Here is a 23,066-nt window from a genome sequence, read left to right as displayed (position 1 = left end):
ATCTGGGATGGTGTGGTCTGGCGCTATTATTAATGGCACCGGAATTGCTCAAGAATGTTGTTGGAATAAAAACCTAACAGCTATTTTAAATACTTGTTTTTATATAAATGAAATATACAAAATCAAAATTTGTTAGATGGTTGGTTCCGGTTATGTTCTTTTGTTTTTGCCAAAAAGGGATATTGCCGTTACCGGAGGATTCCCGGTCGGGAAAGTTAAATGACGCATGCTGTTCGGTTGTCAATACATGTTGTTGCGTAAGCCCGGGTTCTTTGGCAGCTGGAAAATGTAATTGTTTTGCTGAATCCTTTGTACCATCAACCGGAAAATCATTTGTGATGATTTCCGGCAATTGTATGCCGCCGGGGAATACTGCACATATTCCGGTATGGGGTTCCTCTTTTTTCAACATTGAATATTCGCCGAATGTGCAACAATTTTATAGCAGCCATGATAATAAGTACAGCCTTTCGCAATTATTAAATACAATTACATTTGTTTTTGAAATTGACAAACCGCCAGAATTTTTTGCCTGACCCGTTATTCAATCGTATTGCAATTATAGAAGATGACGGAAAAACCGGAATAAATGGGTGGTGAATATTTTACCATTTCAAAACGGCTATAAAATGCAAAATAGTTATGGTGTTACCAGACACCGCAGTTATTTTCGCTTCAATATACCGTTATGTTTTATATTTACCGCTGCCGGTAAACTGGAATTCTAATTACTGAATTTCTTTACTACCTAATAAAACTGGTCATTTACGCTGTCAAAGGATAAAAATGAATCTATATAAACTATTGTTATTCCATGGTTTAATGGTGTTGACATTTGTGCTACAATCCTGCGAAGAAAGCAGATCAATACCGCAATTTTCTGATACAGTGATCACTGTTACAGAAACCGGCGGCAGTAACCCAACGGTTGCCATTGACGGTCAGTCTGCGACATATGTTGTATGGGTTGGCGAAACATCGGAAAATCGCTTTGATGTTTATCTTCAAAAATTCGATAAATCCGGACGACCTTTAAAAAATCCGGTTACGGTTAATGATATTCCGGGCGACGCGGCACCTCACACAATGGCCCCTGCAAAAGTTGTTGTGAATAACGCCGGTGATGTTTTTGTTGTTTGGCAAAACAATACAAATGTTGAAGGACGTCGTTTTCCGGCCAGCGATTTGCGTTTTGCCAGATCAACGGATGGCGGCGAGCGTTTTGAAGATGCTATTTTTGTAAATGATGACGCTGGAAAAATTCTCGCCGGTCATACTTTTCAGGATATGACGGTTTCTGAAAACGGGATAATTTATGTATCCTGGATAGATTCGCGCAATAAAGCGATGATGAAGCATGGTGCTGCGGGTCATGGCAATAACGGGCCAAAATCGGAAATACGAGTCGCCCGTTCTTTTGATAACGGGTTAAGCTTTGAACCATCGGTGGTGGTGGATACAACGGCTTGCCCCTGTTGCAAAACAACCATCGTTTGTGCTGAAAATGGCGATGTATTTATCGCATGGCGACGGGAATATCCCGGTAGTATTCGCGATATTGCCATTGCTAAATCGACAAATAATGGCTTGTCTTTTTCTGATCCGGTGCGGGTTCATAACGACGGCTGGTATATTGACGGTTGTCCGCATAATGGTCCTTCGCTTGCAATTGCGGAGGATGGCAATGTTTATGTCAGCTGGTTTACCGGTAGCGAAGCCATAACCGGTAGCTATGTTGCCGTCTCCGAAAACGGGGGGGAATCATTCGGTCAGCCAATTCCGATTGCGGCTGAAAAAGACATCTCCGCCTATCGTTCAATAATCGTATCGGACCGCCCGGAGCGTTTGTTTATTGCCACCGAAAGCCAAATCAATGGACAAAGCCAGATTCATTTTCTTGTGCAAAGCGTGCATGAAAGTGCAAATAATGTTCCCGTTGCCAGCACGCTGTTATCTTCCGGAATTTTGCCGGCAATGGCTTTCGCCAGTTCCAAAATAGCGATTGCCTGGCAGCAAGACCAATCTGTCCGGTTACAAATCAGTGATATCAATTGAATACAATAATGAGGAAAATTCCCATGAAAATAGATCCTGTGTTTTTCCCATCCCGCAAACTTGTGAGGGGCTGGGTGCTGTTGTTTGCTGTATTTTTGCTTTTTTGTGTTACCGGGCAACAACTGATCGCAGAAGAAAACGCTGTCCAAAAAATTACCGGGCAGGTTACTGATGCCGAAACCGGATTGCGCCTTCCGGGTGTGGATATCATTGTAACAAATTCAACAATGGGCACAACCACAGACCGCAATGGACGATTTGAGCTGGCTGTTCCGCTGCGCGTCAAAATGCTTTCATTTTCGTATCTCGGATATCGTCAACTTACCGCGAGCATCGATGAAAATACCCATAATCTAGACATTCGTTTGCAGCCAACAGCGTTAGATGCGGAACCGATGATTGTTACCGCCAGCCGGGATGAACAATTGCGCCATGAAGCGCCGGTGAGCATTTCGGCGTTGAGTGTTCGCCAACTTGATGAATTAAAACCGACCATGTTGTATCAGGCATTGAACAGCGTTTCCGGCGTGTATATGGTTGATTTGGGAAACGAGCAACATTCGATGAGCATTCGCCAGCCGATAACGTTGAAATCTCTGTTTCTGTATCTGGAAGATGGTATCCCGCTGCGACCTGCTGGTCTGTTTAACCACAATGCATTGATTGAAGTTAACATGTCCGGATTGGAACGGGTGGAGGTGGTCAAAGGACCTGCATCGTCGATGTATGGCAGTAATGCCATTGGCGGCGCTGTCAATTTTATTACGCCGCGTCCGTCCCCGGTAACGGAAATTCGCGCATCGCTGCAGGGTGATGATATTGGCTATCGACGGGCGGATGTTAGCGCCAGCGGAACCACTGGCAATCTGGGGTTATACGCCGGCGGATATTTCGGACAACGCCGTGACGGTTGGCGGGCACACAGCGATTTCGATAAACTTTCGCTCACTTTCCGGGCTGATTATTCTCTTTCGTCAACCACGCAACTAACGGCAACAGCCACAACCAACCATCTCGATACAGATATGACCGGCGATTTGGACAGCCTCAGTTTTTACGGTCAACAATACAGCAGTTTGCAAACATTTACTTTCCGAAAAGTAAACGCCACACGGTTTCGCACGACCCTCAGCCATGCCTGGAATTTATCCGGTAAAACGGATCTCACAGTGTATTACCGCAATAACAGTATCGCCCAAAATCCCCATTACCGGGTGCGAACAAGCCGCACCAATCCCGCGCAGGCAACCGGCGAGGAAAATGATAATGCCTTTACCAGTATCGGTGCAAATGTGCAGCATTTGCAATATCTGAATTTCTGGGATAGCCGCATCACCACCGGGCTTTCGATTGACCGGAGTCCCAACACTTACGAAGCCTTTTTTATAACAGTCGATCGCGATCCTGCCAGCGGAATTTTTACCGGATATCAGCTCAGCGATTCTCTGCTTTCCCGTTATGATATCGATTTATTGAACACCGGTTTATATAGCCAGATTGAATTTTCCCCAATACAGCGGCTGCGGTTTGTCGCCGGCTTGCGGTTCGATAAAATCGATTATGCTTTCGATAATTATCTTCCGCCAAGTGCCTTTACCGGCGCACCCGATGAAGAAAACGGTTTTGATCACATCAGTCCAAAGCTCGGTTTAACATACAACCTGCAAAACAATCGTGGATTTTATGCTAACTTCAGCCAGGGATTTTTACCGCCGGAAGTGACAGAACTCTATCGCGGCGTGAAAGTGCCCACCCTAAAACCGAGCTATTTCAATAATTATGAAATCGGGGGATGGGGCAGTTTTGCCAACGGCAAATTATATGCAGATGTAAGTATTTATCGCATGAACGGGGAAGATGAGATCATTTCGGTTCGGTTGGAAGGTGGTTCAAGTATAAGTGTAAATGCCGGAAGAACAAGCCATCAGGGTATCGAATATAGTCTGAAATATGTACCGGTTAGCTCGATTTCCATTCATTTTGGCGGTACAAACGCAACACATGAATACGTTGAATATGAAAATAGCGGTGTCATTTACAATGGCAATGAAATGGAAGGCGCAGCAAACTGGATTGCCAACGGCGGGCTTACCTATCACCCGAAATTTCTGCCCGGGTTGCGTGCCGGGATGGAATGGCAACATATCGGAGAATATTATCTTGATCCTGAAAATACAGAAACGTATCCCGGTTACAATATTCTCAATCTGCGATTTGGCTATAAGATAAGCAATGCGGAAATATGGACAAATATTTATAACATTACCGATGAACTTTATGCCGTGAGCGCAACCAAAACCGGCACCCGGTATGCCTTTGCGCCCGGTATGCCGTTTTCTCTTGCTTTTGGTGTTTCGTACGGAATTGGCAGGTAATCAGGATTCGTTTGAATCCGGCAATTTTAGGCTCCGGCAATTTCAATAGTACCGGAGCCTTTTTTATTTCCACAAGTTTAAGCTCTGTTTTTGGGAACCGGTTTAAACTATTCTGGCAGAAAAGATACCCGGATCGTCAGACTGCCACACCGGATTTCTTCACCGCACTCCAGACGCCGGATGCGTCTGAAAGTTTCCGAAGAAGATATTGCTTTAATTTTTCTGAAATCGCATACGAGGTCAGTTTTAACAACCTCTCTCATATTACAGCCAAAAGGGTTACATATTCCTCACTTTCAAAGCAATGAAGTGGCGGCGCATATGCGGCATCCCATTTTATCCCGTCATCAAGCGCGATCCAATCGTATTTTATCTCTTAATAGATCGAATTAATTCGAAAAGCCCGATAAACATAAGAGCTGTCCTGAATTGCAATTTCCATAACCGGATTTCCGAGCATATCAACTTCTAAAATCTTATTGGCAGTTCCGTAATCGATTAAGGTATTTCCATCAGGAAGACGCTGAGCAAAACCAATGGCAAAACTGAATATCGCTGGCATATGGGTATAATCCCATACCCGTTCTGCTGTTTTATTTTGTTCATCGATTTTATATTCAACCGCCCTGCTGGTTGGGGGGGAGTGTAAATTCCCATTATCGAACATAATTAGATTTCCATTCTCTAACCTTCTGATACCATGTTGATGGGAAAATCCACCTAGTGGATCATTAATAAATGTGAATTCATTTTGCTTACCTCCCAATCGCCAAATTACTTCACCGGTTTGAGAATTTATTTTGGTAATCTCATCACTATTCCGGAAAGAGGCTAGAAGATTACCGTCTGTATCAATTTCGAGGGCGTTGCCGTGCCAGGGATCAACATTTTGAGTATTGAGAGGAATATCTGATGCCGCATCCGTTACCTGGAAATAGTCAAAAGGACTCCAATAGAAAGCAGGTTGTCCCGATCGAATAAATTCAATATTCGTTCCTGTAACCTGGACATTAGGATATCCACCCAAAAGGGTAAGATCCATCTCCCTTACTTCCACGTTGAAAAGGCAATATCCACCATCGAACAACCTGATCTCATGGGGATCTGTCTCAAAACCATTGCTTGCTACAAACTCCCGAATTACTTCACCCAGCGAATTGATTTCATAAAAACGAGGGGTTGCACCGTTTTCAGATGTAAATACTGTATAATTGCCGTTAGGTTGCTTTTGAAAATCGACAACGGGACCACTAAATTCGCGATACCACACTACATCACCATCGTTATTGATGATGATCGCATATCCTTTTGAATTTGGGGTTCGAGATATGAGATCTATCATAACATATTGCTGAGACGGCGTTTGATATATTACAGTGGTTATCTGTGGCATCTCATTAGGAAGATCACCTGAAGTAAAGAAAATGGTATCGCTGACGGCGATATCTGCGGTGGAAGATGTAGCGATTACGATTATTGAGTAATTTGTGTTCGGTTTTAACCCCAATAACGGGATTGTTACGTTATTTTCTTCAACAAAAAAGGCCGGTGATTGCTGCACATTTGATGTATCATAACTAAATTTAAGATACACTTCCTCAGCATCTAATATTGAAGCCGTTATTTTGGCGCTTAGGGAATTAAATTGATTACTATCAATTTGTACGGCGGTAAATTCAGGAATTATTTGCGGTTCTATTGAATTTATGGAAGAGTCTGAGCAACTGCTGTATATAATCAATAGTATTGCAATGCAAAAAAAGATTCTAATCGATTTCATTAAGAATATTTTCCTTTTTTGAAATTAAAAAAACAATTCTCTGCTAAATATACAACTCTAAAAGATAAAGCCGAAATATACTCACGTTGTCGAATTGTAGTTTAAATTTCTTAAACCGAGAAGTCCTACCCTTTGACCAAAAACAATACCAAAGCATACCAAATGTTACATCAGCATCAATTTTATGTTACACCAGCGACAGACAACTCTTTATAAAATCAATATCTTACCTTTTAGAATTTTTGACATCTGTTTTTCTTGTACAGATTGCTGCGCTAATGTTTCAAAATGAGGATAAAATGAAAAAATTATACGCACTCAGTTTTTGCCTGTTGCTGGCTGTTAGTATTCAGATACAAAGTATTAATATTCCGTCTGATCCGTTTGTGGGGATGACCTTTAATGCCAGGCAGAAGGGAGGTATTTTATCGAAGTGAGAAAGTTGGGAAAGTGTAGCTGACTGCTGTTTCAGTATTGTTCGTTCAGTTTCGCGTGCCGGTGCCACGCCAGCGATGTGGCGACGTAACCGGTGATGAGTAGGGGCTGGTTTTTTGCTTTTTTATGCTCAGGAAAGATTACATTTCCTTTTGCATTTTGTGCAATTTTTCTTGATTGCCAATTAAGATCGGAACGGTAAAATGAACGATAAGGTACAATCGAAAATATTTGACTGACACGATTCCGGCGCTCGCCCGGATGATGCCCTTCCGGGGCATCAAACTCGCCAGACAGAATTCTCGTCGGGAAGCATCCCTGCGGGAGAAAAGCTCTTTTGGGTGATTTGGGGGTGAATCGCCCGATTTTTATGGAGATAGACGGCTGTTTGAATAAAAACTATGGTTCTCAGGTTTTATTTCAGTCAACATCGCGTTTCAGCCGTTGGCGGTGCTCGCCGACATTCACTGTACCGGCTTGTTCGAAGGTTCTTCGATCACCCGTAGCCCATCCAAGACAATTTTTATCTCACGCTAGCAACGCCGTCCAAATTCTCAAGCATTTCGAGGAACTCTGTTTTTCCTATCCTACCAACCGCATAATCAAGTACGTTCCCCTGTGAATCAGTAAATATGGTTACCGGTGTGCCGCCGACATTATACAGACTGAATACCTCATCCGCGCCAGGGCTATCCTCAGAGATCATTACCGGGACAACTTTCGCATTTATTGCAGTCATTGCTTCCTGATCTGCAAAAACCTCTCGCTTCATTATCCGGCACGGTACGCACCACTCCGCAGTGAAAAATAGCATCATGTTTTTGCCAGACTCAGTGGCTAGCTGTCGAGCCGAGACGATGTCATCAGCCCAGACCACATCATTCGAAGGAACGTAGAATGAATACCATGCATAGCCAAGGGAAACCACAAGGAAAGTCAGCCAGAACCACTGCCAAAATGGATGAGATTTGCCTTTCGCTGCTTTGGATGTCGTGTCAGATGTGTTCGTTGATGGGGCTTCTGGGTTTTTCATTGACTGCCTGTTTTGAATCTTCGTAATATTTATAGTCTGTTTGACCGCTGCTAACGTTGAGATCAGCGGACCCTGGGTGAGCGTAAGCGAAGCCCAAGGGTTCGCTGCATTGATTTGCTATACCATATTTTTTTGCACTACAATCGGGAATCTTCAAAAATTGGAATGATTTTCTCAATGACCATCGGAATTTTCCTCCGTGCCATTTCACCACTTTCAAAATCTGATGCAGTAGCAACTATTACCAGATTTAAATCCCGGACAATCATAATATACTGACCGCCGTGACCAAGTGCGGTGATTAGATCGTGCTCTTTGGGCGATACGGCATTTGGTTCTTTCCACCATTGTAAATTACTCTTAGAATGATGCCACCATTGATATCCGTAGTCAAAGAATACACTTTCGCGCGTATGTGGTTTGGTAGATTCGCGTATCCACTTTTTAGAAACAATCTGTTTGTTTTGCCATTTTCCATCATTGAGAACCAACAATCCAATTTTTGCCATATCTATTGGACGTAAGGATAGCCCCTCGCCACACCGTAATACATCATTGTTATGGCTTTCCCAAATGTAATTTGTAATGCCCATTGGTGTGAAAAGATACTCCTCAGCAAATTCAAGAGTCTTTTTTGCTTCAAGGAATTGAATGATACCTCCAAGAATGACAGAACAACCACTATTATAATTGAACTTTTCACCAGGCTTACCTGCCATTGGCCGGCTAAAAATATATTTAAAACAATCATCAGTTTTAAACATTTCGGGCGGATAATCATCCCATTCCAAACCCGCTGTCATGGTTAAAATATGTTTTAACTTGATTTCCTCTCTTCCTTTGGATTTTAGGGCATCATACTCTGGGAAAAAACTAAATACAGGTTGATCGATATTTATGCTATTATGATGATCCAGTGCGATTCCAAAAAGTAAAGAGGTGACGCTTTTTGTGCAGGAACGTATTTGTTGCAGGTCATTCCGGCTATAGCCATAAAAATATTCTTCGGCTATTAATTTGTTGTCTTTGAGTATTAAAAGTGATTTTACTTTGCCATACCTCTGATCGATGATGTCCTTCATCAGATTTGAAACTGAAGAAGAATCACTGGAATAACTGTATATAGATTCCGTTTCCAAGCCATCATCTGTTTGTTCAGGCTTCGTGCAGGAATAGGATATCTTCCCTTTCTTATCAGGAACTCGTGGGTACAATAGTCTGATTTCGAGATTTCTACTGGCACGAACAAAATTTAATGGGTTTTTATCGTCCTGCGAATGGACTGAGCCATTAAGAATTTCAGTTCCAGCATCCAGATTGCATATTAGAGTATCCAAATCAGAATCAAGGAATGTGATCCTATTTGTAGTAGTATCATGTTGTATATTAATAAACTTCCATTCTGCTTTAAACTCATCGTTCTTCAAAAAAAAACCGCGAGCTGTCAATGTATTTATACTATCTCTTCTGACTTCCAATGCAACCTTTTGTGCCCACGGCTCAAATAGGGCGACGTTTCTTCAGTTGATATCCACAATCCTTCGATGTTTGTAGTGGTTTTATTGTTTAAGCAACTATTTAGGGAGATTGCCATCAAAACCGTCGCAAGAAATACTTTTGGTGTATTCATCGTAAAACCCTAAAAATACTGAGGATTACTTTATTGAAATATTATTAGTGTTATAACAACACAGTTTATGCCGAAGGCATCCCTTTGGGACCGGCGCAACACTACAACACAATTTGCTGACGTTTTACATCCCATTTAATTTAGAACGAAAGCACAGCCCTGTATTTGCGTCCGCATAACCGGAAGTTAGCATAATAAGACAATAATAGTTTTAATGATATCGAAAATCTGGGTATTTCTTTCTAAATTCAGATAAATTAATAATATATAAACTATTGTTGATAATGCTGTTAATGACACTATTTGACTTCTTTGGATATATTACAAATGAGTTATATAAATTAATTAGCTTATTTAGATGTTCGGTAGACATTATGGCATGATTCTTTCTCTCAAAAACACTCAGAATAAATTTAGTTGTTTCAAGATCGTTGCCAAATAAATATTTTTCTGCTTCTCTCAAGGATAGCTTTGCTTTGGGCTGACCTGATAAAATATCGATTGTAGTTATACTATCATCGGAGTGTATATGAAACATGAGAAAGCCTTCATTTCTATCAATTGCAAATGAATTGTAATTCTGAAAGTATGAATTAATTTCATAATCTAATACCTTTGTTCCATTATTATCTATGCCGATAATTCTATTATTACCTTTGAATTGTAATTCTGAAAGTATGAATTAATTTCATAATCTAATACCTTTGTTCCATTATTATCTATGCCGATAATTCTATTATTACCTTTATTTGTCTGACTTTTCATCGATAATGTGATTAACATATTTTTGTAAACACCTTGCGATGTAGGATTATATTCAGAACAGGATGTCTATTGATTTCATTTCCATCTAATCCTATTACTAAAATTATGGCACCTTCACCCTTCTTGTAAGCAATTGTATAGTAGGTGTTTCCATCTGTTGAGAAGACACCCCAATATGGAAGGTCACCCCATCCGAAATGAAATGTGATTAGAGAATCATTTTTAAATAACTTCCAATTGGAATCAGTGATGTCCGGTTAAGTTTTTGCATATGGTTTTGATTCATGTATAGACTCAGATGTCGGGCTTCTTCCACCAAGGAAGTTAGCATTTCTGATTTCATTTTGAATTTGAATACGTAGCTGGCGAACACGTTTGATAGAGACTTTTTCATTATATTGGTTATGACAATAAATTGCAAGGAGTAGATAGGTAATCAACCCGGCAAGGATCTGAATCATCAGACCGTGATAGCTTCTGGAGATGAGATGATAAACTTTGAGATGTTGTTTCCACCATTTAAAGAAATCTTCTATGCGCCATCTCAGGCGGTAAATTTCAGCAACTTGCTCTGCCGACAGATCATAGCGATTGGTGGCGATCCAATATATTTTGCCTTTGACCCGGTAGCCAATGAGTCGAATCGGTCGTTCTGTTTGGTTTAGATATTCAGATCCCAGCAATACCATTGCATCAAAGAAAACAATGCTGTCAGATTGGGGTTGGTTATTGTTAATAATGACTTTACGCGTATTGGCTTTAATGCGACAGACAAACTGTTTGCCCTCGGTTTGCCAGCGATCAAAATTCTGATGATGCTGGTAATAGCGATCCATAACCGCTGTTTGTCCTGGTTGAAGAATTGAGTCCACAAAGGGGCGTTCATCGGCTTTGCCATTGGTCAAAAAGATCTTGCTGGGGATAGCGCGATTGACATCAAACCCCAAATGCACCTTGGCTTTTTTGGCACCATCCCGATAGTCAGCCCAGGTCATAGATAAAACCGCATCAATTAAAGAGCCGTCAATGGCCACCAGATCGCCCAGTTCTTTAAAATCTTTGGGAATCATGTGACTGGCTTGTTGCTGCAGCGCCTGATAAACCGATAGGAACTGTTCCAATCCCCGGTTATTAAGAATTTCGAAGAAAGTGCTATTCTTCATTCCATCAGGCGGCGCAATCTCACTTCGGGCAAACGCGTCTTCTTGCAAAATTTGAAGCAGATGCCGCCCGGAAGTATGTTCTTCCAGATGAAAAAAAGATGAGAGATTTCAACATATGCTCAAAAGTAACTTCCAATGGTTTATTCCGCGAGATTTAAAGGGTGATACCGTCATTAAAATTGCTTGCAACGGCTTTAACAATTCAGCAAACGATGGCGTATCAAATCGCCGTGAATTCGGATAAAAATGTTTGGGCATGTCGTGAAATACCAGTGGTTAAATATATACGAATAATTTAGGGTAGATAAATCACGACAAATTTTAACTCATATGCAAATTCCTAACCGGACATTACTGAATTGGAATAAAATATTTATTATAAAAAATTATTTTATCGAAGTGCGGTATTGCCAAATCCCCTTATTTGAGATGTCAGGTATCACAGGTGTATTTGTCAAGGTGTCAGTTAGTATTATATTTGCTTCTTTAATAATTAAGCGCTGATCGCCAACAGCCCTTCAAATGCATAGCCTTCCAGAGTTAATTGAAACTGATTGTTCTGAGAAGATTTGAAACCACTGAAAAAGTAGAGTTTTTCAGATCTGGCAAAGGTTGAATACACGCAGATAATAAAACACAATACAAATTTCATATTTATAATCCGAGTTTGAGCTTGGTTAACAACACAGTTTATGCCGAAGGCATTCCTTCGGGACCGGCGCAATACTTGCACCACAATTTTCTGATGTTTACAACTATTTTGCACAAACTAAACTTTAGAACAAAAGCACAGTCCTGCGGTTGCGTCCGGTACAACCGCCAGTTTAGAATGATGTGGTTATCACCTTTAATTCGACATCTCAGCAATTTGATAAAACAAACTCAGTAGGCAAAAGTCAACTGAAAAGCGTTTATCGTAAACCCATCGATCATGATTGGCGGATCTCCAATGCGACCATAAATCGGATCAAAATCATTCTGATTGTACGTCCAGGAATATGAATACCCGAAATAGAGACCCTGGGCAATTTGTATATCCAGCCCAATCGACCATAAGTAAAATTCGTCCGTTGGAAAGCTGCTTGATTCAACAAGCTTCCCCTTCGATCTCGTTTTTGCATGACGCGACCGGCCTTCTTCGACGAGAAGCCATCCGCCTGTTATCAGAAGCCGTCTGCTTATCAATGCTTGTTTCAGCCGAAAACCGCCAACAAAATAACCGATATCAATATATGTATCAACCGTGCCGCCATTGGTAGTCGATCGGAATCCGCCTTCCTCAAAAAACTCCCCTTTTGTCCAGCCGACCTCAAGCTGTAAATGCGTCCTTTGTCGCCATATATGCATACCTATACTAAATCCTAAAGCCGTTTTCCCGCTAAGTCGAGTAGCATCATAGGAATCCGTTTCTTCGATATATCGATCCTGTGCACCGACACCACTCAGACGATTGTAACAGATCCCAATTGAAAAACCTATCGGACGGTAAAAATCTTTTATTGGAACCGCCTTGACCGTGTCAGCTGAAGCATTCTTATCTGATTGAGCATATAATTCCATGCCATTAAGTAATGCTAAAACCGATATGACAGTTACAAAGTATGTACAAATCACCCGTGTTTTTGTAGTGATCTGCTTTTCAACAGTATTCATACTTCTTCAATCTTGAGTTAGATATACTTAACTGCGTACCGCAATTGAGTGTTAACGGATGAATTTCGTAAAATTCATCGCCGACGCCTGGCGTCTACCAAGGTATTTGGTCTGTCAGGTTTTTTTATTTATCTCTATTTGTTAGCCGCGTTAAAATGGCAGTGTTAAGTTTTGTGTATTCTTCCAGTAATTCGCGATTCGCTTTTGATGATAGTTCTAGTGAGCGTTGGGCTGCATCAATGGCACCTTCTATATCCCCCTGACGTTCCAGAATCAGGGCTAAACGATATAACATGCCAATATGGTCAGGTGTTTGTTCTAAAGCCTTCTTCATTAATTCTGCTGCTCTGTTAATATCAAGATTGTTTTCAAAATAAAACATTGCTGCCCTGAAATAAGGCTTGTTGCCATCTTTAGCCAATTCTGCTTCAATCAAAGGGACAACTGTATTTTCAATATTGATTGTAATTTGAATAGGAACTCGAGTTTTTTCCCATGAAATGTTTAAAACTGCAGAATTACTTGTTATATCATCTAAACTAATTGTAAATGTTTCAACGAGATGATCTATAGACTTTGGATACACTTTTATTCTGGCAATATCGAATTGAGAGTCATACGAATATGATCCCCATTGCGATCGGTTCTCTTGAAATATGATAATCCACTCTGTTTTGTCGGGAATAGAGAATAATTCATAAGTACCAGCTTGAATGATTGTCCCATTTATAAAAACCGGTGTCGAAAATGATATTTTTGTCGATGCATCTGAACCCGTTCGCCATATTTGTCCATATTGTACTAAGTCACCGAATATTTTTCGCCCCTTTACTGATGGTCGATTATAAACAACTTCTATATCAGTAGCTGCAACCCGTTGTTGTATTTTAGCACGTGTATTTGTAGTGGGTATTTCAAAACTTGTTGTTTGAGAAGTTGCAATCCCAATTGAAATAAGATTTATCATGCATATTAGTGGTAGAAATTTATGTTTCACCGGAAAACTCCTTTCACGTATGGCACAAACCTGCAGCGTATTTTTAGCGCTTTTAGCTTTTATACCTTTGTTAGGCAATAATAATTGGCTTGATATTAAACTCACAGCGTATATCTACCAGTTTTCTATCAAGGTATTTTTCATATTCTGCCCACGGCCACGGCTTGGCCATTGCTCTACACCTAATTATGACTTTGGGCATAAGTAATAGCGACATGATGAAATAAGGTAACCTGATTGCAATATTGATCGTGGCTGGGTAATACCTGTTTTCAGGATCATAAGAAGATATGGAAATTGGATTGGGTTGGCAAATATTATTATATGATTATTGTCGTATCAGGAAATTGTTTGAGTTTGGTGAAGAATTGGGGGATCGGTTATATTGGGATTGACATTGGATACTTCGGTGTGAAGGTTATCACGGTTTTCCCGATAAAAACACGTTCATCCCTGAACGTGAATCGGGATGAAATCATCAATGATTTCATCGGGTAACGTGAGCCCGTTTCAACCTTGTTTGGCTGGGCGGTTTTTTTTGGTTTTTGGGGCGCTTCCCTGCTCCTGAGGGGTGAATACTTTTCCTTAGGTACGTGATGCACTTTTTGCTTGACCCTTCGACAGTGCTCAGGACAACGCCAAAAAGTGCGCAAAAAAGTCAAGACGGAATATCCGGCTTACATGCTTCCGGCATACACCCGGGTTATACTCATCCTGAGTAAGAAACTCACCATCCAAGGTTTAAATAGAAAAATCGTCGGGCGTGTCCTTGCAAGATTAAGAACAGGTGCCCGTCGACACTTCGACAGGCTCAGTGCAGCGCAGGCTCAGGACGACGCCTCCGGTGAGGACAATTTGGGTGAATGAGTGGATGGGTTGGATTTCCAGCTATTGGTGGTTAGCGGTTAACGGTTATTGATTGGAGATAAGCAATTCGCTGACTTTGGCGGCGGGTTTACCACCGATGTTATTCATTCCGTATTGCATCTAAAAATTCCGGATATTGAAATTTTTGTAGAGTTTCTGGATGATGGGACTGTCATCGATGGTCATTAGCCAGTGGTGGGGGCATTTGTGTAATTGCTCAGCTAATTGCTGATGATCGAATTGGGTGTGGAGCTTGCAGTTTTTGCTGTAGAGAGCTGATTTGGTGGCACTGTGGTATGGGTGGGTCGAGGAAGATGAACACGTCTTCGCCGGGGCGGTGGAGCTCGGTTTGATAGTTGTTGTGGTGTAAGGATATCATGGTGAGGATATCGGCAACGTGCCGGAGCCAGGCTTGTTCTGGTTCGGCTCTGTTAATACAGAAACCACATATAAAACGGAGATAGGAAAATGGTCGTAATTGATAAACGATTGCTGGACCTGGATGAATTTGTGGATGGGCTAAAAGCTGTATCTGAAAGCAATGAGAAATATTAATAAGGTATTCGTTGTCGGGGAATCGGTGGTTCTACAAAGACTTTGGCTCAACGGACGCTTGAGAAAAAAAGGAGAAAAATGATCAACAATATTAACGGAAAGCACTCATTTGCCACCCGAACCCAAAACAACGAAAACAGCCTGAAAAACAAAACCCCGTAAAACATTCATTTTACGGGGTTTATTGATGGTGGGCGCTACTGGACTCGAACCAGTGACCCTCGCCTTGTAAGGGCGATGCTCTAGCCAACTGAGCTAAGCGCCCGGAGATAAATTTTATTCGCTATCTGTTTTTTTCCGGTACATCAAGCCAAAAGGAATAACAACCAAAAAGGATAACACCAGCATAATCGGAGCAAGCGTTAGTGTCAAAAAATCATCCGGATGATCCGGCATTGCCATAAAAATATAGCCCAAAATAATCAACGCTACACCCAATCCCAAAATAATGAAATTGGTTGAATCGAGTGGAAAAATAAATGCTTTATCATTTGCTGCATCAACAGCTTTTGTCGATTCTTTTTTCAGTTGTTTTATCTTTGCCATAGTTCTTTCATCCTCAAAACGGTGCAAAATATACATGTCAGTAAAACCAAATGCAAGCACAATTAACGAAAATACATACTAATATCCAATGCTGGAGTGGAATGGGTTAGCGCACCAACAGATATGCAATCCACACCGGTTTCCGCAATGCTGCGCACACTGTTCAATGTTACACCACCGGAGGCTTCGGTGATTGCTTTATTTCCAATCAATTTTACGGCTTCAGACATGGTGGCATTGCTCATATTATCCAGCATAATAATATCTGCGTCGGCAGCCAACGCTGCTTTCACTTCATCCAGATTGCTGGTTTCGACTTCGATGAGCAAGTTACGCGGATTTGATGCCCGCATTTTTGCAACCGCTTTCTGAATTCCGCCGGCAATTTTTATATGATTATCCTTTATCATAATGCCATCGAACAATCCAAATCGGTGATTGGTACCACCGCCAACCGCCACCGCATATTTCTCTAACACGCGAAGCCCCGGTAAGGTTTTACGGGTATCCAAAATTTTTACCGGCAGGCCATCAACTGCTTCGATAAATTTGGCAGTTTGTGTAGCGATGCCGGATAGCCGTTGAGCAATATTCAGCGCCAGCCGTTCGCCGGTGAGCAGGGCACGCAGGCTGCCAGAAAATTCTGCAATCACCTGTCGCGGTTTGATCCGACTACCTTCCTCGACGGTGCTGCGCCATTCAACACCAGCGTCCAATCGCAAAAAAACCCGTTCCGCGATATTCAGTCCGGCAACAATCCCGGTGGCTTTGCTCATCAAATACGCCGAAGCTGTTTCGCTTTCATCAAACAAAGTATTAGTGGTTACGTCGCCTTCTCCAATATCTTCCTCCAATGCGGTATCGATAATCCGATCCACTTTTACCCAATCAATCCAGGGCACTCGCATAACAACACTCCTTTAATATTTTCTCCCAACATTTTCGAGATTAAAATATAAGTCGATAAACCGCGAAATAGAATCATTAGAAAATATTGCATCTTTCTCTTTTTTTGAGAATATTGTGCCGTGATGATTGAAATTAGAGAGGATGTATGAAACGCTACCTGTTGACCGCAGTTATTATTGGTTTTTCGTTATTGGCAGCCTGCAAACAAAATTCCGGCGACGCCAGTCGCGATCGCGATGTGCAAAAAAGCGCAGAAATCAAGCTTCCCGGTGACATAAAACCGGGCGTCGAGACAATCTGCATTTGGGATCAGGCGGTGTTGCGCTCAATTCCGTCCCGCGAAAAAGGTAAATTTCTGGCATCCATTTCGCTCGGCGAAACCGTGATTTGGCTGGGAGAAAGCACCATCGATTCAACCGATCAAAATTTGGAATATCACAAGATACGGCTATCGGACGGCAAAGAAGGCTGGACACTCGCCTACTCGCTGGTGCGCGGGGCACGTGCAGCAGCCATCACCCAAAAAAGCTATGTGCATCAACGCCCGGACATGCTGACAGTAACCGATAAAATTTTTGAACCAATGGATATGATCGCCATTTCCAAAATTGATAGCGACTGGCTGGAAGTTGTCGGAAATCAGCGAAAAAAATCGGGCTGGATTCAAAATAACGGGGTTTCGTTTCAGGAAGCGGATGTTGCCGTGGCAATCCTCGCGACCAAAGCGCTTCGCGAAGCCGATCCCGACAAACGCCGGCAACTGCTCACCGGAATTGCCGAAAATCCTGCGTTGTCCAACTCCGTTTTTATGGCAGGTTTACGGGCAATGTTAAGCCCGACACCATCGCTGGAAGAAGAATTGGAGGGATTGGAACCGCCCATCGATTCCGGCGAACAATATCCGGATGATCCGGGAAATTAAATGGTGAACACTAAAACTCGGCACCCTAAAATTTTTAAAGCCCGATGAACAAGTTCGGGCTTTAAAATTCGACACTGCAAATAACTTTCTCACCAAACATCGTTTAAACCGCTATTTTTTAACACTTTGCGCAATCGGCAAAACAATAGTAAAACAGGTGCCTTTGCCCTGCTCGCTGCTTACTTTAATTTCGCCATTGTGTTTGCGAATGATTCCGTAGCTCACACTCAGCCCCAAACCCGTTCCCGATCCCACCGGTTTTGTGGTAAAAAACGGGTCGAAAATTCGCGGGAGCACATCCGCCGGAATGCCGCTACCGCTGTCGCAAATCTCGATTTCCACGCCGTCACCAACGGAGCGGGTCGCGATGCGAATCTCGCCTTTTTCCGAAATTGCCTGCGCCGCGTTTACCAACACATTCATAAAAACCTGATTAATTTGCCCCGGATTGCAGAGCACCGGCGGTAATTTTCCGTAATTTTTGCGCACGTCGATGCGGTTTTTCAACTCATTATTGATCAGCATCAGCGTAGAATCCAGTCCCTCGTGCAAATCCACCGCTTTCCAGTCCGATTCATCCAGCCGCGAAAAATTCCGCAAATTTTCTACCACCGCTTTCACCCGGCGGCTGCCTTCCAGCGATTCCGAAATGAGGTTGTCGATATCTTCCCGCAAAAATTGCCAATCGTGCTTTTTATCCAGATCGAGCAGGTTTTCCCGCAGTTTTTCGGCATTTTCCGGCGCATGTTTCAGCACGGTCAGCAATTCGCGAATCGCATCGATATAGCCCTGCAACGATTTCATATTGGCGTAAACAAAGCTGATCGGGTTGTTCAATTCGTGCGCAACGCCGGCGACTAACTGCCCCAAACCGGCCATTTTTTCACTTTGCACCAGTTGCGATTGCGTTTCCTGCAATTCCCGGAACAACTTTTCCAGCGATTCATTTTTATTTTCCAGCTCGCTGATGTATTGTTCGCGGATTTCCGATTCGGTGAGTTTTTGGATAAGCTGCTGACTTTCCTCAATATAGCGGTTGTTTTCGATGGCGATGGCCGCCTGACGTGCCAAAATTTGCAACATCCCGAAATCCTCGCCGGCCAGCGGCTGCCCATCGTGACGGGCGCCGAGCAGCATCAGCGCAAAAAACTGCTCCTGCCGGGTGATCGGCACGACCAATTTTGCGGCAACGGCAGCAACTTCCGGCAACACTTTTGGCAAATTACCGGCTTCGAGAACCGGCGCTTCCGAAATCGTTTTTCGCAGATGCTCCGGCAGCGCAACGGAAAAACCGGATGACGACCAATCTCCGGCGGCGGCGCGGATTTCCGCAGTATTCTTCTCCGGCACAAATTCCAGCAATGCGCAATATTGCACGTTCATCGACTGCTGAACAGCGGCGGTCAATTTCTCAAAAAGCTCGTTGTTATGTTTAATAAAAATAAGCTCTTGCGAAAAAGATTCCAGCAATTTTCGATAGCCAAAACGCCGCCGTTCCAGCCGGAAAATCTTCTCCTGAAATGCACCGAGCACCAAACCGACAACCAGCAACGCCAGAATTTGCCACAGCAAAACCTGGTGCGTCGGCGTGCTGTCCAACAGCAAAAACAGGAGGTAACCCAAGGCCATCATTCCCACCAAAAATAGCGCGGTTTGGGTATTTTGCCAGCGATATCGCCGGGTGAACAGCAGCAAAATTCCGGCGATGCTGCCCAGCCACACCAAAAACAGCAGCACGTTCACCCAAAAAAATGAGTGGCGCACCAGCCGCGAAATGCCATTCAGCGTTCGGGTAAATTGTTTGCGGATGCCTTTTTGTTCGGCAAGCTGAACCGATTGCCCGGCAGTGAGATTATCCAGTTTTTCGGTTTGTCCCGATGGAAAACGGATGGTCGCACTGTACGTTTTTTGTGGATCGACGCCGAAATGCTGCGGCGATTCGCCAATCGACAGATACCCGCCGCCGCCGCCAATTTCCCGGTACGCCAATGTGCGCTCGGTCGTATCTGCTGCATCAAACAACCGGATTTTCGCGCCGATAGCGTCGCGGTTGCTGCGCACACCTTCCAGCGAAATGCGCAGCGCATTTTTCCCGCCAACCGGGTTAACAAACAGCATGCTGCTGGTATCTTTGTTCGCAACGAACAAATCGAGATCGCCATCCGCATCGACATCTGCGACGGCGGCGCCGGTGCTGTAATAGCGCTGCCCTGCCGGCGCGCTCTCCTCAAATGCCAGCCAAAATTTGCCTTGATCATTCACAAACAGCCGGTTCGGACCGATGTTCGTGAGAAAAATGTCCTGCCAGCCATCGTTATTTAAATCCGCAATGACGATGCCGTATCCCGGAAACGGATTGCGTAACGTATTGTTTTCTTTGAACAAAAAAGCGCTTCCCGGCGCGACTGTGGCGTTCTCGTACAGCGCGGTGCTGCCCTGACGATCGGTCACCAGCATATCCGCATCGCCATCGTTATCGATATCGCCAAAGCAAACGCCGTTGCTGTTCAGTGATTCCAGCAAGTGCAAAATGGGCAGCGACACCCGCTCGAATCGTGTGCCGTTCACGTTGCGATACAGCGCGTCCGGCGCAAACCAGTTGCAGACATACAGATCGGGAAAATCGTCGCCATCCACATCCGCGAACGCCGCACCCTGACTGACAGCGGCGAGATCCAGCCCAAAATCAGCGGCTTTTTCCGTGAAATTGCCGTAGCCATCATTGATCAGCAGGTGGTTCGGGTGGTGCTCGTCAGTGATGAACAAATCGAGATCGCCATCGCGGTCGATATCCGCCCAAACGCCGGCGTTCCCGTCAATCGGCGGGAATTGATTCGCCAAAATATGGTCCGAGAAATTGAGCTGATCGCGTTGCGGGAAAAGTGTGGTGGTGCTGTTCCAGCCGATGATGAGCACATCCTGCCAGCCGTTGTTGTCGAAATCGACTGCAGATGCGCCGAGCTCCAGATTTTGTTTGCCAACGGACATCAGATCGCCGCCCAAACCGGAGGCTATCGTAAAATCGCTAAATTTTCCGTTGCCGTTATTGATGAACAACCGGTTGAGATCGCGAAACCGGACGGCGTAAATATCTGCCAATTGATCGTTGTTCAGGTCGCGAAAAACCACGCCGTAGCTGTCGTTGAACTCCGGCAGCTCCGCCGAAATTGCCGCATTTCCGAACATTTGCTGCGCCCATTCGCGGGCAGCCAGCGAATCCTGCGGTGATGGGTTTGCCAGGGCAATCGCAGAAATCAAAACAAGGTAAGCAATTATTTTAATTGAATTTATCATATTTCGCAGATTGGCCGTTTTTTGATAATCAGCCCGAAGTTTCATGGTGAAACAAATTACGCATTGCAGTAAACGAGCACCAACGTCATATCATCCTGCTGATTTTCGCCGGTTGAATATTGCTGCACGGATTGCAAAATCAAATCGCGGGTTTCCGCCAGCGATGCCCGATGGTTATCGTCAAAAATGCGTTGCAGCCGGTCATCGCCAAACATCTCGTTTTCGGTATTCATCGCTTCGGTGATGCCGTCGGTATACAGCACAATCAGATCGCCGTGTTTCAATGCAATCTCGCATTCTTCCAGATATTTATTGAAAATACTGCCGCGATCCAGTCCCAAACCAATGCCGCCGGGCGTGAAAAAGTAGCTGTCGCCATCGTCGCGAACCTGCAATGTGGGGCTGTGACCGGCGCGGGCAAAGGTGAACTGGCGCGTTTTCGGATCGAGAATGCCGTAGGTCATCGTCACAAAAATGTGGCGATCGGTGTTGTGAAACAACTGTTCGTTTAGCTCCACCAGCAATTTGCGCGGCGAGTGATGCGTTTTGGTGAGTTGCAGCATCATCCCTTTTATTTCCGCCATGTAAAACGATGCGGATGCACCGTGTCCGCTCACATCGGCAATAGCAATGCCGATTTTTCCGTCCGGGAGATAAAAAAAGTCGAAATAATCGCCGCCAACTTCCGTTGCGGATACGCACACGCCGTCGATCGAAAATCCGTTGAGTTGCGGCATTTTGGCGGGCAGCAGCTTGCGCTGAACTTCGCGGGCAATTTCCAGCTCGCGTTTCATGCGTTCCTGTTCGCGCAAATCTTCGTAAAGCAAAGCGTTTTCCAGCGCGAGCGCCGCCTGGCTGGCCAGCGTTGCCGCAAAATGGATTTGCCGTTTGCTGTAAAACGGCTGATCGGGCGGCAGTTCAAAAAAAAGCATCCCGAACAGCTCATCTTTTACGGTCATCGGCATCACCAGTCCATCTTCCCGGCGATGTTCGTGACGCAGCGATTTCAAAACGAATCCCGGAGCGGATTTGATCATAAATCCTTCCCGGTTTTGGGTGAGAAAATGGAGCGTTTCTGCATCCGGAGAGAGCGGCGGAAAGGATTCCGTATCGCCGGAGCGTGCGGTCATTTCCCGGAAAAATGCAGCGTTGTGGCGATCTTTGATATACAATCGCGCGTTCGCCGCACCAATTGCACTGCTCAACCGATCGCGAATGAGCACCGCCAGCCGGTCAAATTGAAACGATGCGCCGAGCTCATTTCCCAAATTTTCGATGATTTCGCGCTCGCTCAGCCCATCCACCATTTGGTTGAAAGAATGCGCCAGCTCTGCAATTTCATCGTGGGTTTGCGGCGTCACTTTGGCGGGAATCCGCCCATCGTTGATGGCCAACATCGCACGGTTGAGGCGTTCCAGCGGACGGGTGAGCCGCTGGCTGATCAGCCAGGCCACCGCAGCCGCAGCCAAAATGAAAATGCCGCCCAAAATGGCGTTCATCAAAATGCCGTTGCGCAAATCGCGATTGATATCGATCACTGAAAAACCAATGTGCACGCTGCCCAAAACGCGGTCGCCGATCATGATATTCACCCGTTCGGTGCGCATATCTTCGCGGCTTTCTGCAGCGATACCGCCGCTTTCCAACCGGCGGATAATTTCCGCTTCGATACGGCGGCTCTGCACCGGCATTTCCAGCGCCAGCAATTCGTCGTTCAGCGCGTGGGCACGCAATGTGTTCCGGTCGTCATAAATGGCAATGTAAACGATGTCTGCATTCACCGCCATCAATTGCGAAATGTAGTTTTGGTAAACGCTCCAGTTTTGACGGTCGAGCAGTTGGGTTGTGGCAATGTTTTGGGCAATTCGCTGAATTTGGGACTGAACCGATGCCCGTTTTTCAGCCAATTCGCGGTAGGTAAAAAAATAGGTAAAACTGATCATTATCCCGGCGATCAGCACAGTAGAAAACACGATAAATTTGGTTCGCAGGGTGGTTTTCAACCATCATCCTCATCATTTTTTATGAATTTACAATCAAACCGTGCATTATCCAAAAACTAATGCCCTGGCAAAAGCAGTAAAACG

Annotated in this window: 14 protein-coding genes and 1 tRNA gene; 3 read left to right on the top strand and 12 right to left on the bottom strand. The window is 44.1% G+C overall.

Annotated elements, in window-relative coordinates:
- Positions 1–85: 85 nt before the first annotated feature.
- Positions 86–412: a hypothetical protein gene (locus H6629_09570; GenBank protein MCB9068041.1), complete on the bottom strand. Its 327-nt coding sequence runs from the start codon at positions 410–412 to the stop codon at positions 86–88.
- A gap of 374 nt (positions 413–786) precedes the next feature.
- Between H6629_09570 and H6629_09565 the strand changes: the two genes are divergently transcribed.
- Positions 787–2,055 carry an exo-alpha-sialidase gene (locus H6629_09565; GenBank protein MCB9068040.1) on the top strand — a complete coding sequence of 423 codons (1,269 nt, stop codon included), beginning with the start codon at positions 787–789 and terminating at the stop codon, positions 2,053–2,055.
- Positions 2,056–2,078: 23 nt separating this feature from the next.
- On the top strand, positions 2,079–4,430 hold the full coding sequence (locus H6629_09560; protein MCB9068039.1) for a TonB-dependent receptor: 2,352 nt from the start codon (positions 2,079–2,081) through the stop codon (positions 4,428–4,430).
- Positions 4,431–4,806: 376 nt separating this feature from the next.
- Here the strand turns inward: H6629_09560 and H6629_09555 are convergent, their stop codons facing one another.
- The 9 genes from H6629_09555 to nadC all read right to left on the bottom strand — a co-directional run bounded on the left by H6629_09555 (position 4,807) and on the right by nadC (position 16,762).
- Positions 4,807–6,210, bottom strand: a complete 1,404-nt coding sequence (locus H6629_09555) for an aryl-sulfate sulfotransferase (GenBank protein ID MCB9068038.1) — start codon at positions 6,208–6,210, stop codon at positions 4,807–4,809.
- A gap of 958 nt (positions 6,211–7,168) precedes the next feature.
- Complete coding sequence (locus H6629_09550) at positions 7,169–7,678, bottom strand: thioredoxin family protein (GenBank protein MCB9068037.1); 510 nt, start codon at positions 7,676–7,678, stop codon at positions 7,169–7,171.
- Between the two features lie 137 nt (positions 7,679–7,815).
- Positions 7,816–9,156 (bottom strand): serine hydrolase, encoded by a 1,341-nt coding sequence (locus tag H6629_09545; GenBank protein MCB9068036.1) that lies wholly within the window; start codon positions 9,154–9,156, stop codon positions 7,816–7,818.
- Positions 9,157–10,330: 1,174 nt separating this feature from the next.
- Positions 10,331–11,323, bottom strand: coding sequence for an IS4 family transposase (locus H6629_09540; GenBank protein MCB9068035.1), 993 nt, complete (start codon positions 11,321–11,323; stop codon positions 10,331–10,333).
- Between the two features lie 795 nt (positions 11,324–12,118).
- Entirely contained in the window at positions 12,119–12,889 is a 771-nt protein-coding gene (locus tag H6629_09535) for a hypothetical protein (protein ID MCB9068034.1), read from the bottom strand.
- A gap of 124 nt (positions 12,890–13,013) precedes the next feature.
- Positions 13,014–13,991 carry a DUF2911 domain-containing protein gene (locus H6629_09530; protein MCB9068033.1) on the bottom strand — a complete coding sequence of 326 codons (978 nt, stop codon included), beginning with the start codon at positions 13,989–13,991 and terminating at the stop codon, positions 13,014–13,016.
- Between the two features lie 1,505 nt (positions 13,992–15,496).
- Positions 15,497–15,573 (bottom strand) — tRNA-Val (locus H6629_09525).
- Positions 15,574–15,584: 11 nt separating this feature from the next.
- Positions 15,585–15,854, bottom strand: a complete 270-nt coding sequence (locus H6629_09520) for a hypothetical protein (protein ID MCB9068032.1) — start codon at positions 15,852–15,854, stop codon at positions 15,585–15,587.
- 62 nt (positions 15,855–15,916) lie between these two features.
- Positions 15,917–16,762, bottom strand: a complete 846-nt coding sequence (gene nadC / locus H6629_09515; GenBank protein ID MCB9068031.1) for a carboxylating nicotinate-nucleotide diphosphorylase — start codon at positions 16,760–16,762, stop codon at positions 15,917–15,919.
- A gap of 146 nt (positions 16,763–16,908) precedes the next feature.
- On the opposite strand from nadC, the gene H6629_09510 reads away from it, so the two are divergent.
- Positions 16,909–17,685, top strand: a complete 777-nt coding sequence (locus H6629_09510) for a hypothetical protein (protein ID MCB9068030.1) — start codon at positions 16,909–16,911, stop codon at positions 17,683–17,685.
- A 111-nt stretch (positions 17,686–17,796) separates the two neighbouring features.
- On the opposite strand, the gene H6629_09505 is transcribed toward H6629_09510, so the two are convergent.
- Both H6629_09505 and H6629_09500 read right to left on the bottom strand, forming a co-directional pair.
- The gene (locus H6629_09505; GenBank protein MCB9068029.1) at positions 17,797–20,979 is read right to left on the bottom strand and encodes a VCBS repeat-containing protein; all 3,183 of its coding nucleotides are present in this window, start codon (positions 20,977–20,979) and stop codon (positions 17,797–17,799) included.
- 56 nt (positions 20,980–21,035) lie between these two features.
- Positions 21,036–22,982 carry a SpoIIE family protein phosphatase gene (locus tag H6629_09500; GenBank protein ID MCB9068028.1) on the bottom strand — a complete coding sequence of 649 codons (1,947 nt, stop codon included), beginning with the start codon at positions 22,980–22,982 and terminating at the stop codon, positions 21,036–21,038.
- Positions 22,983–23,066 lie beyond the last annotated feature (84 nt).

The organism is Calditrichia bacterium, from assembly GCA_020634975.1.
GTDB lineage: Bacteria > Calditrichota > Calditrichia > RBG-13-44-9 > J075 > JACKAQ01.
Note: the sequence above shows the minus strand (reverse complement) of the source record. Positions and strands in the feature narration are given on the sequence as shown.